Source organism: Streptomyces sp., from assembly GCF_050698815.1.
In the GTDB taxonomy this organism is placed as follows: Bacteria; Actinomycetota; Actinomycetes; order Streptomycetales; family Streptomycetaceae; genus Streptomyces.
Genome location: NZ_JBOHCV010000078.1, coordinates 1 through 10829, shown reverse-complemented (window position 1 = coordinate 10829; position 10829 = coordinate 1). Strand labels below are relative to the sequence as shown.

The 10829-nt window shown below is 67.9% G+C and carries 12 protein-coding genes and 2 pseudogenes; 8 read left to right on the top strand and 6 right to left on the bottom strand.

Annotated elements, in window-relative coordinates:
• Nucleotides 1–245: pseudogene (locus ACRDP3_RS03290) on the bottom strand (ATP-binding protein); the annotation flags it as partial.
• A 243-nt stretch (nucleotides 246–488) separates the two neighbouring features.
• Between ACRDP3_RS03290 and ACRDP3_RS03285 the strand changes: the two are divergent.
• Together ACRDP3_RS03285 and ACRDP3_RS03280 are read left to right on the top strand one after the other, a co-directional pair.
• Nucleotides 489–1340, top strand: coding sequence for a helix-turn-helix domain-containing protein (locus ACRDP3_RS03285; protein WP_431515279.1), 852 nt, complete (start codon nucleotides 489–491; stop codon nucleotides 1338–1340).
• A gap of 10 nt (nucleotides 1341–1350) precedes the next feature.
• The gene (locus ACRDP3_RS03280; RefSeq protein ID WP_431515278.1) at nucleotides 1351–1548 is read left to right on the top strand and encodes a DUF397 domain-containing protein; all 198 of its coding nucleotides are present in this window, start codon (nucleotides 1351–1353) and stop codon (nucleotides 1546–1548) included.
• Nucleotides 1549–1594: 46 nt separating this feature from the next.
• Here the strand turns inward: ACRDP3_RS03280 and ACRDP3_RS03275 are convergent, their stop codons facing one another.
• Nucleotides 1595–1996 (bottom strand): SRPBCC family protein, encoded by a 402-nt coding sequence (locus ACRDP3_RS03275; RefSeq protein ID WP_431515277.1) that lies wholly within the window; start codon nucleotides 1994–1996, stop codon nucleotides 1595–1597.
• Nucleotides 1997–2001: 5 nt separating this feature from the next.
• Nucleotides 2002–2604: a CGNR zinc finger domain-containing protein gene (locus ACRDP3_RS03270; RefSeq protein WP_431515276.1), complete on the bottom strand. Its 603-nt coding sequence runs from the start codon at nucleotides 2602–2604 to the stop codon at nucleotides 2002–2004.
• A 21-nt stretch (nucleotides 2605–2625) separates the two neighbouring features.
• On the opposite strand from ACRDP3_RS03270, the gene ACRDP3_RS03265 reads away from it, so the two are divergent.
• On the top strand, nucleotides 2626–3090 hold the full coding sequence (locus ACRDP3_RS03265; RefSeq protein WP_431515275.1) for a VOC family protein: 465 nt from the start codon (nucleotides 2626–2628) through the stop codon (nucleotides 3088–3090).
• A 50-nt stretch (nucleotides 3091–3140) separates the two neighbouring features.
• Here the strand turns inward: ACRDP3_RS03265 and ACRDP3_RS03260 are convergent, their stop codons facing one another.
• Nucleotides 3141–3830, bottom strand: coding sequence for a haloacid dehalogenase type II (locus tag ACRDP3_RS03260; protein ID WP_431515274.1), 690 nt, complete (start codon nucleotides 3828–3830; stop codon nucleotides 3141–3143).
• Nucleotides 3831–4134: 304 nt separating this feature from the next.
• Between ACRDP3_RS03260 and ACRDP3_RS03255 the strand changes: the two genes are divergently transcribed.
• From ACRDP3_RS03255 to ACRDP3_RS03235, 5 genes and pseudogenes are all read left to right on the top strand, one after another.
• Nucleotides 4135–5157: a pirin family protein gene (locus tag ACRDP3_RS03255; protein ID WP_431515273.1), complete on the top strand. Its 1023-nt coding sequence runs from the start codon at nucleotides 4135–4137 to the stop codon at nucleotides 5155–5157.
• 194 nt (nucleotides 5158–5351) lie between these two features.
• Complete coding sequence (locus tag ACRDP3_RS03250; protein WP_431515272.1) at nucleotides 5352–7571, top strand: hypothetical protein; 2220 nt, start codon at nucleotides 5352–5354, stop codon at nucleotides 7569–7571.
• A gap of 69 nt (nucleotides 7572–7640) precedes the next feature.
• A complete protein-coding gene (locus ACRDP3_RS03245) occupies nucleotides 7641–7856 on the top strand; it encodes a Scr1 family TA system antitoxin-like transcriptional regulator (protein ID WP_431515271.1) in 216 nt (71 codons plus the stop codon).
• Nucleotides 7832–7969, top strand: a pseudogene (locus ACRDP3_RS03240) (DUF397 domain-containing protein); the annotation flags it as partial. The gene ACRDP3_RS03245 and the pseudogene ACRDP3_RS03240, both read left to right, overlap by 25 nt.
• 123 nt (nucleotides 7970–8092) lie before the next feature.
• A complete protein-coding gene (locus tag ACRDP3_RS03235; protein ID WP_431515280.1) occupies nucleotides 8093–8794 on the top strand; it encodes a maltokinase N-terminal cap-like domain-containing protein in 702 nt (233 codons plus the stop codon).
• Between the two features lie 87 nt (nucleotides 8795–8881).
• On the opposite strand, the gene ACRDP3_RS03230 is transcribed toward ACRDP3_RS03235, so the two are convergent.
• The gene (locus ACRDP3_RS03230; protein ID WP_431515270.1) at nucleotides 8882–9454 is read right to left on the bottom strand and encodes a GNAT family N-acetyltransferase; all 573 of its coding nucleotides are present in this window, start codon (nucleotides 9452–9454) and stop codon (nucleotides 8882–8884) included.
• Nucleotides 9455–9595: 141 nt separating this feature from the next.
• Complete coding sequence (locus tag ACRDP3_RS03225; protein ID WP_431515269.1) at nucleotides 9596–10639, bottom strand: DUF4349 domain-containing protein; 1044 nt, start codon at nucleotides 10637–10639, stop codon at nucleotides 9596–9598.
• Nucleotides 10640–10829 lie beyond the last annotated feature (190 nt).

The following is a 10829-nucleotide window of genomic DNA, read 5'->3' as shown; positions in this document are numbered from 1 at the left end:
ACCCGGACCCGGTCGCTCCGTACCGTCGCCTCCAGCGTTAACTGCGGTACGCGGGCGTGGAGATGTACGTTGGTGACCACCTCTGAGACGAGGAGACGGCCGACGTCCACGAGCGCTGGATGTTCCGTTGCGCGGAGCAGCGCCGCAACCATGTCGCGGGCGACCTTCGCGGTCTCGGGGAGGTTGGGGGCGTCCATCCGGTACGAGCGGATGAGTTCACCCGGTTCGTGGGTTGGGGCAGTCACGAGATTGGTCATGCTCGCCTCTCGGGATCGTCGTTGACCTCACCGCTCGCTCGCCACCGTGGCTCTGCCGTCCCTTCGAGACGCCCCCAAGGGCGCACAGACGGCCGCACTGCGGACTTACCAGTTCACGTAGCGGTACAGACACAGAGGGTAGCCCAGACGGGATCAACATAGCTACCAAACCCCCCGGATCACTGTTGCTCCAGGTGGACTGCCTCGCTTCGCGCAGTGGAGACTTGTCTCATGCCACCCAGGACAACGACAACGGCCCGTCAGCAGCGAGTTGGCGTCGAGCTGCGGAAGATGCGGGAGGCTGCCGGCTTCACCTCACGTGAAGCAGCCGCACGCCTGGGCATCGACCACACGAAGATCAGCCACATGGAGGCGGCCCGCTTCGGTGTCAGCGTGGAGCGGCTGCGCATGCTCGCCTCCGGCTACGGCTGCGACGACGAGTCATACGTGAACGCTCTGGCCGAGATGGCGTCCGAGCGCGGGAAAGGCTGGTGGGAGAGGTACAGGGGCATTCTTCCGGCAGGCTTCCTCGACCTGACCGAGCTGGAATGCCGGGCCACCGCCCTCTCGACCTACCAGGTCGCGCACGTGCCTGGACTCGCGCAGACCGAGGACTACGCGCGCGCCGTGTTCGGGCTGACCTTCCCGCGGCTTACGAAGGATGGCGTCGAGGCACGCATCTCGCATCGGATCCGGCGGGCGGAGATGCTGGAGCAGCAGGATGCTCCCACGTCCACCGCGCTCATCCATGAGGCCGCGTTGCGCATGCGTTTCGGTGGCAGGGAGCTCGCCCGAGCCCAGCTTGAACACCTGCTGAAGCTGTCGGAGCACCCGAAGTTCACCATGCGGGTGATCCCGTTCGAAGCAGACGGGTTCGCAGGTTCGGGGCAGGCGGTACTGTACGCGAGCGGCCCGGTAGCACAGCTGGACACCGTCCAGTTGGATTCCGCGCACGGCGCGATCTTCTTGGACGCGCAGGCTCAACTCAAGGCGTACCGCGACCTCCTCGCCGCTATGGAGCGACGCTCCCTCAGCGTTCGGAGGTCGAGAGATCTGACGAGGAAGATCGCCCGAGAACTGTGAGGACTCAGAGATGCCCGTAAGCGACTGGCAGCGATCCTCCTTCTGCGGAGGGGGCGGAAATAACTGCGTCGAGGTCGCGCAAGCGGCCCCTGTGGTACGCCTCCGCGAGAGCGAGAACCCCCGCACGGTCATCACCACCACCCCCGACCGGCTCGCCGCGCTCATAGGAGCGGTCAAGGACGGGGCCTTCGACCACCTGACCACCTGACCACACAGAGATAGCAGCCGGGATCAGGTTGAGCTTCCGAGGGCGTTCAGCCCCGGCCCCGGTCGAGGGCGGCGGCGATTTCGTCCATCACCCGCTGCCAGTGCGACCGCTGTCGCTCGCGCTCCTCGGCGCTCACCATCCGTTCCTGGTGGAAGCGGAGCACCGTCCCGGCCCCGCTGCCGGCGGGCGTGAGGGCGACCTGGACGGTGGTCGCGCCGTGGGTGACGCGAATGCGGTCTTCGGGGCGGTAGCCGCGTACTTCGCCGGTGACGCCCGCGGCCGTACGGTACGGGGCGCCGCGCTCCGGGGTGAGCTCCGCGCCGGGGCCGAGCCAGAGGGCGAGCCCCTCAGGGCCGCTGATGAAGTCCCAGACGGCGGGCAGCGGATGGGGCAGCGTGCGGGAGACCCCGATCTGCCAGCCGGCGTCCTTGGTGAGTCCGGTGGGCATGGTGCTCATCCTTCCTCGGAACGGCGCGCGCGCAGCGTCCGTACCTTGTGCAGGTTGCCGCAGTGCTCCATGGAGCACCATCGGCGGCGGCCCGGCCGTGAGGTGTCGACGTAGATCAGGCTGCAGTCGTCGGCGGCGCACGTCCTGACACGGTGTGCGTACGAACCGGTCAGCAGCTCGACGGCGTCGCCGGCGACCGTGGCGAGCAACTGGGTGCCGCTGGCGGGCCCGGCCCAGCGCCGTTCGCCGTCCGGTCCGATCGCGGGTGCCAGCGGTGGGTGGGCGGCGGCTTCGTTGACGGTGTCGAGATCTCCGGACGCGGACTGTTCGCCGCGCGTACGGGCGAGGGCCGCCCGGAACAGCGCGTCGCGCAGGCGCCGGGCGTCCGCCACCTCGGACCGGGATATCTCCAGCTCGGGCGTCGGCGTCAGCTGCGACCGATCGGCCCAGGCGACCAGGTCGGCGGGCGCGTGCAGCACCTCGTACCGGCGGAACTCACCGGGGCCGCCGGTGGTCAGCAGTTCAAGGCAGAGCGCGCCGGGGTCGAACCGGTAGGCGGCCCCGGTATGGGACTGCATCAGCAGTCCCCGGGTTGCGGACGAGGTCATGTAACCAGTATAACAAGTTACATGCCCCTGAACTGGAAGCTGGTCATCGATACCGACGACGCACCCGCACTCGCGGACTTCTGGGCCGCCGCACTGGATTACGTGGTGGAAGATCCCAGCGCGCTCATCGAGAACCTGCTGGCCGCCGGCCACGTCGGCGAGGAGTTGGTCACCGAACACCGTGGCCGCAAGAACTTCCGCGGCTACGCCGCGATCCGGCACCCCGAGGACCCGTTCGACGAGACCAGTGGCATCGGCAGTGGCCGCCGGCTGCTCTTCCAAGACGTGCCCGAGGGCAAGACCGTCAAGAACCGCCTGCACATCGACGTACACGCCGACCCCGCCGACTCCGGCGGACTCGAAGGACTCGTTGCCCGGCTGGAGAACCTCGGCGCCGCTCGCGTCCGCGAAGTGGACCAGGGCATGGCCGGGCACTGGTGGATCTTGCAGGACCCGGAGGGCAACGAGTTCTGCGCCGCCGCCTGAGCGGCACCCTCACAGCCGCAGCGACAGCCACGTGATCAGCCGAACAGGACTCAGGCCTTGTCGAGTTGGCTGGCCAGGTCGGCCAGGTCGTCGGCGTGCAGGTCGAACCGGTCCGAGGAGGTGGGCGGGTCGCCGACGGGGCGGGCGACGTAGGCGGTGCGCAGGCCCAGGCTCTGCGCTCCGCGCAGGTCCCAGGCGTGGGCGGCGACCATCAGCAGCCGCTCCGGCGGTCGTCCGGAGACGGTGACGGCCAGCTGGTAGACCGCTGGGTCGGGCTTGTAGGTCCGGGCATCTTCGGCCGACAGGGCCTGGTGCCAGCGCAGTCCGGCGTGGGCGTTGAGTCCCAGCAGCGCTGTCCGGCTCGCGTTGGACAGTCCGATCAGCGGGAACCGTTCGGCGAACCGGGCGAGCCCTGCCACGGTGTCGGGCCACGGCGGGAGCCGGCGACCTGACAGGGCCAGCGCCGCTACGGCGGTCGGGTCGTCGACTCCGGCGGCGTCCGCGACCACCCGGGCGGCTTCCCGCTCGAGGACGTCGCTGGTGACGTAGGGCCGGCCGCCGTCGAGGATGCGACGTTGTTCGCGGTCGACGTGCTGCTGCCACAGCGACAGAAGCTGCTCGGCCCTGGGATCATCGAGCGACGGGTCGAGTTCGCGAATGCCGGCGCGGATACCGGCGGGTTCGTCGACGAGCGTGCCGAGCACGTCGAACACGACGGCATCGAATTCCAACTCTGACATGGGTCAGGTCTCCTGGACGTAGCAGGGGCGCGGGCGGTAGTCACCACTCCTCGCCCACGTAGCCAGGCAGATCGCACCCGCTACGCGCAGGTAAGCGCTGAAGTGGCTGTTGGCCGAACGCGGCGGGAAGCCACCCTGATTCCCGATCCCGCGCACGAGAACGCACACTGTTCGCGCCGCTTGCGGCGCACGAGAGGTGACGGCGGCGGGGCCCGCTCGTCGGGGTTCATTGTCGGCAGGAATAATTGAACGGAAAACTTTCTTGTCGGAGTACAGCACCGCAGCACCCCGCCAGGAGGTCGACATGCCCGCCGTCACCGCAGACACCCTGACCCTCCCCCGTGTACGCAGCGTGCCCGAACAGGGCACGCGCTGGCGCGAGGCGACGAAGGTCATCACCGCGCGCAAGTCCCTCGAAGGGGAGGGCTTCGAGGTCCGCCGCCCGTTCCCCGGCATGGACCTGTCGCTGGCCGACCCGTTCCTCCTGCTGGACCACCTCGGGGCGGTCGAGTACGCGCCCGGTGAGGCCAAGGGAGCGCCGTGGCACCCGCACCGCGGGTTCGAGACGGTCACGTACATCCTCGACGGGGCCTTCGAACACACCGACTCCACCGGTGGCGGCGGGCTGATCACCGATGGCGCCACCCAGTGGATGACCGCAGGGTCCGGGGTCATGCACTCCGAGCTGCCGCCGGAACATTTCGTGGCCACCGGCGGGCTGTTCCACGGCGTGCAACTCTGGGTCAACCTCCCCCGAGCGTCCAAGTGGGCCCCGCCCCGGTACCAGGACATCGGGTCCGGCGACGTCACTCTGCTGGCCAGCGACGACGGCGGAGCGCTGCTACGCGTCATCGCCGGCGAGGTCGACGGCCACCGGGGTCCCGGCGTGACCTGGACGCCGATCAGCTACAGCCATGCGACCGTCGCCCCCGGCGCCCGGCTTGCCCTGCCCTGGCCCGCGGAGTTCAACGCGCTTGTCTACGTCCTGTCCGGTCGCGGCACCGTCGGTACGCACGCCCGCCCCCTCGAAGAGGGGCAGCTCGTGGTGCTCGGTGCGGGCGAGGCGCTCACCCTGCGCGCAGCCGACTCCCAGCCGCAAGCATCCCGGCAGGGCTGGGAAGTCCTGATCATGGGCGGTCTGCCGCTCAGGGAGCCGGTGGCCCGCTACGGACCATTCGTGATGAACACCAAGAGCGAGATCCTCGAGGCCGTCGACGACTTCAACAGCGGACGTCTCATCCGTACATCTCCCGAACACGTCGTCGACGACCTGCCTCATCGCACCGACGCCGACGTCGGCCTCGGCCTCGGCGAGCAGGGCGCCTAGGCCGCGCCTCTCCGATCATGTGACTCGTTGTTCCGGTCATCCTGCACGAGGGGGGATCGCCGCCGAACTGGTTCACGAATCACCCGCCTCTGGCAGAGTACGTCCCTCGGTGGGAGCCCTGGCCTCCTGCAACCGGGGCTCCTTCAACTCACGGCTGCCCCCCAGGTGTTGACCATTCGGGTGAGGATGGAGTTATGAAGGTTCGGGGACGCGGCGGAACTGTTTCCGGTGTGGCAGTCGGTTTTGTGGTGTGCGTGGCCGGGTTGGCATGGGCCATGCATGCGGGCGGCAGCGGTCGGCGGGCCGACGAAGCTGCCGATCTCGCTGGCGTGTGGGGCTTGCCCATCGGTCTGGTGGGTGCGGTGCTTGCGGCCTGGAGCTCCTGGGCGGCCCTACATGCTCTGCGGGACCAACGCACTGGAGAAGTAGTTGCCGACGATCTCGCACGGTTCGTGGTTCGGGATGAGGGAGCACAGTACCGGCAGTTACTGGGGAGTGGTCCGGCTGCACCGGATGGCCGTCTAGATCTTTCCTTCGCCGCTGTTGCGACCGGGGCACGCAACACCGCGCCTGACGGAACTCTTGAGGGAATCGTCGAGTATTACAGGAATCTGCGACCAGGACGGCTGATCATCACCGGTTGTATGGCTCCTGGACCGGATGGGGCAACTGACGGTGATGCGGGGACAGGCAAGACCGTGCTCGCGCTCGCGCTCCTCTTGGGCTTGGCCAAGGAACGTGTCTCAGGCGAGCCGGTGCCGGTACGGCTGGTTGCGGCTTCCTGGCCTGGTAGTGAAATCCGCGGCTGGCTGGAGGCACACCTCTCTGCGACGTACCGGCTCTCTGCCCGTGATGCTGCCCTCCTCGTCGACTCAAACCTTGTCCTGCCGGTCATCGATGGCTTGGACGAGATGGACAGCTGCACCAGCCCTGGCTACACATCCCGGGCCGCGACCCTCTTGCGCGCTGTCGAACGGTTCGAGGACGGCGGTACGCACTGCCCGGTTGTCATTACGTGCCGTCACGGCCACTATCAGACGCTGGTTGACGCCGATGTTCAGCCCAATATCGCGGCGCATATTGCACTGAACCGCGTTGATGCGTCTCGCGCTGGCGACTATTTCCGGCAGCGAGTTGCCGTCACGGAGGGCGGCCGGGCTCGCTGGCAGCCGGTTCTCTCCGCTCTCGACTTGGCAGCCGAACCGGGCGCGGAGAACGCGGCGGCCTCCGCCGCGACGCTTGCAGGCATGCTGGACACGCCGTGGCGTCTCACCTTGGCTATCACAGTGTTCGAGGAACGGGCCGCGGACGGCCGTTATTTGCGTGATCCCGCTGACCTGCTTACCTTCGCGACTGAAGGCCGACTCTATAGTTATCTCCTGGAGCACTATATCGGCGCCGCAGTAGCGGCACCGCGCCACGATGTCGGAAATGCTGTGGGGGATTCGAATTCCGAGACCAGGACGCGATTGGAGGCCACTGCTGCTGGGCAATATCTCGCAACCTTGGCCGGCTATCTCAATGCAAATGCCGGCATCGACGGTGGGCCACCTCGCACCATCAGAGGCCGCGTGCTGAGCAGTAGCGACTTGGTCCTCCACGAGCTGTGGCCGCTGGCTGGTTCACGCGGGGTGCAGTGGGTCGAGCGAGTGTTGGTTGCGCTTCTCACTCTGGCACTTCCTTCCATGTTGCGAATTTTCTTTCGTGCGCCAGACGACATGCTTATTCTTCGCCCCTTCCTAATCCTTCTTCTCGCCTCCGTTCTCCTCGCAGTAATATATCGCCCCACCTGGCCCGAGACGCGCCAGATTGACTTTCGCCGGCTACGCACCCGGAGAGGTCGGCGCGCCGCAATCATTGGCTTCCTTCTGTGCTATTTGCTCTGCATGCTGGTACTTTACGCTCTCGGCCAGGATTGGGAACAAATATTTGATTTCGGAGTTCCGGCCGGCCTTGTGGTGGGCCTCACGTTCGGCCTAGTGGCAGGCGAGGAGTCCCCCGGTTCCGGCCCAGGTGACCCTGTCCGTCGAGATTTGGCGACGGCACTTGTGCCAGCCCTCGTACTCCTGATCGTGATTTCGGCCGTCCTGGGAAGCCTACTCGTATCGACCTATCTCTTCGGATACGTAGGTATTACCCCTGGAAACTGGATTCTTCTCTGGTTTCTGTACTTGTGCAGCTTTGCGGTTGCGTGTGGACTTTTCGTATTCGGACTCCCGATCGGGGGTGGGGTTGGGGCGTTGCGATATGTGACCTTCCTGTTGTGCACCCGGGGCCGGTTGCCCTGGCGACTGGGCCGCTTCCTCCAGGCTTGCTATGAGGTCGGCATTTTGCGCATAGCCGGCACAGCATGGCAGTTCCGCCATCGCGAACTCCAAGACCACCTCGCCCGCCGCATCAGCCGTGATACCTAGCGGTCGGCGCTGACGTCCGCGTCAAGTTGGGCTGCTTGACGGGGTGGGGGTGCATGGACGGACTCAGACATGCAGGGTGGGCTGTCACTCGACAGCGCGCCCGACGTCGCGTACCTGGAGGCTGGACATTCCGGCGAACTGGTGGAGGACGGGGCCATGGTGACGCGGCATTCGTATCGTTACGATCTTGTGCACGCTCGGGCGTTGCCGCCTGAGGCGTCAACGGCCTTGATCCAGCAGGCGATGGAGGATTTCGGAACATGCGCAGCATGGGACCTGATCTGACTTCTGCCACGTGGCGCAAGAGCTCGTACAGCGATGGAGGCGGTGGTGACTGCGTCGAGGTCGCTGATGGTTTCCCCGCCGCCATCCCCGTTCGGGACAGCAAGGCTCCGACGGGGCCGACCCTGTGTTCCGGCTGCCGCGTGGGCCGCTTTCGTCGCCGACGTGAAACGGGCCGGGTACGCCCGCCCCTGACCGACAGCGCGACATCGCACGCCGACAGAAGGAGTCCACGAGGTATGGCTGTCATCCACAAGACCACCATGAAGCCCGAAAAGCCGGAGCTGCTCGCGGCCTGGCTTCCCACGCAGCCGTGGTACATCGGCACAGCGCGTGAGCCGGAGCTGACCAAGGCCGGCGGCTTCCGGCTCGATGACCCGCAAGGCGAGGTGGGAATCGAGTTCATGGTGGTCACGGACCAGTCCGGCGACCAGCCGGTCTCGTACCACGTACCGCTCACCTACCGCGGGGCACCACTCGACGGAGCGGACCAGGCCCTCATCGGCACGTCCGAGCACGGGGTGCTGGGACGGCGGTGGGTGTACGACGGAACCCACGACCCGGTCCTCATCGCTCAACTCGCCGCCCTTCTCCAGAACCGCGCCGAGCCGCAGGCCCAGAGCACGACCGACACCCCCGACCCCTCCGTCACCCCTCACTTCACCGGAGCCGGCTTCTCGACCGTGGCCGTATCACCCGCCGTCGTCAACGGGCAGCACAGCACCGACGTCGTGGTGGAAACCGCGGCCGAAACCGAGCCGCCGCCCAGCGAGCCTGCGGGATCCGTGACCATCAAGGTGACGCGCGTCCTGCGACCGGACCAGCAGGCCCCCCTCGCAGACTCGGCCGAGGCCCGCGGATACGTCACCGCCGGCTGGCGCTCGCCGGACGGCGAGGAGAGCCGCGCCGCGTTCGTCGTCCTGTGCGACACCGTGCGCTGACGAAGCGGCGGGCGGTGCTGGCTTCTGTTCCTCTTGCCCGGCTGTGGGCAACTCCCCACCTCAGCAGTCGCGTTCCTTCGAGCCGGCTCAGGGCCCGGACCGACGTCGCTCCCACTCGGTCCGGGTGAGTACGTACTCGACCTCGCCGTGCTCGGAGCCCTCGATCGCCTCGGGCCAGTCACCGGTGAAGCTCCGGACGAGTGACAGGCCCGCCTTCTCCATCACGCGCCGGGAGCGTGTGTTGACGGTCATGGTGTTCGCGGTCACCCGCTCCACCCCGAGGTCCGTGAACCCCTTGTGGATCAGCGCACGCGATCCCTCCGTGGCGTAGCCGCTGCCCCAGGCGCCCTTCCCGAGGCGGTAGCCGAGTTCGACGACGGCAGGACTGTCGTCGGCCAGGGGCCGGAATTCGAACCAGCCCAGAAACGTCCGAGGGGCTTTCAGCTCCGCGGCCCAGTAGCCGCGGGCCCCGCCGAAGCACGGGTAGTCGTGGAGGAGCCGCGGCACGGTCTGCGCCTGGATCGCCTCGAGGCTCGTGGGCCGGCCGCCGTTGATGAAGCGCATGACATCGGGGTCGTCGTCCAGTGCGAGCAGCTGGTCGGCGTCGGCCTCGGTGAACGGGCGCAGCACGAGCCGTTCGGTCCGCAGGAAGATGTGCATGCCGGGATCTTCACCACCGGCGGCACGGTCCGCCACCGGATATCGGGCCGGAGCGGGACGCGAGGACAGATGATCCGCCCCCTGGTTGCTCCGGCCGCCCTCGTTGATCCATGTGGAAGGCGAGATCAGCCGCTCGCCCGCTCAGTCGTTCTTCGCCTCTGCCGGAGCCGGTGAGTGGCCGCCCGCCGCACCGGTCGGAGGAACCGCGGACCGCGGAGAGCGGCGCGAGCGCTGCGGCAGCCGGTCCCGTACCAGCCGCCAGACCACCAGCAGCACCGCCAACGCGGCCAGGAACGGCAGCGCGGCTCCGATGACCACCGCGATCCAGCGCATCGTCGTGATGAACGCCCCCCAGCCGCCGTCCAGCGCGTCCATGAACCCCGTCTCGTCGTCCTTCTTCTTCTCCACCTCGGTCTCCGAGAGCACGAGCGTGATCGTGGCCAGGGACGTACGGTCCTTCAGCGACGCCTGCCGCGCCTGCAGCGCTTCCAGCTCTGCTTGACGGGTGCTCAGCTCGCCCTCCAGAGAGACGATGTCGGAGAGCTCTGTGGCCTTGTCCATCAGGTCCCGCACCCGTTCGACGCTTGCCTTCTGTGAGGCGATCCGGGTCTTGACGTCCACCACCTCGTCGGTGACGTCGTCGGCCGACTCCTTCCGCTCGATGAGCTTTCCGCTGCCGGCGAGCTCCTCCAGGACGTCCCCGTATTTCTCCTGCGGTACCCGGAGCACCAGGCGCGACCGCTCGTGGCCCTGGTCGTCGCGGTCGGTGGTCTCGTCCCCGACGTAGCCGCCGGCGGACTCCACCGTGGCGCGGGTGTCGTCGAGCGCGGCCGGCACGTCCTTGACCCGGACCGTGAGCCTGGCCTTACGGACGATGTGGTCCGATGCGATCTTCGGCGACTTCCGCTTGGCCGAGCCGTCCCGCTCGCCCGGGCTGTTGTCGGCTTTCGATCCCGCAGCACTGCCGGCCGCCCCGCCGGCGCCGGTCTCGCCGTGCACGGGCGCCTCGCTCCCGTACTGCCGCTCGCTCTTCGCGGCGCTCCCGGAGTCCGTGCCGGAGTTGCCACAGCCCGCGACGGCCAGCGCGGCGGCGAGCAACCCCGCTGTGAGCAGCGCGAGCGACCGGCGTGGACGCGGGCCGAGACTGCGACGGTTCCGCGTCGCGGGCGATGCTGGATCGTTCATGAGGAATCCCCCCTGGGGCGGCGCGCGGATGTCGCTGTCGCCCTTTGGACGGGCGGGACGGTCGGTGGGTTGCGGGATGCCGGTCGCGATGGCGTCCCGGTCAGGACTCGATCGGGAACCGGTCGGCTGCTCCGTACAACCTTCGAGGTCGGCGAGTGGTCGCGGCGCCCCGCGTGCGCTCCACGTGGGG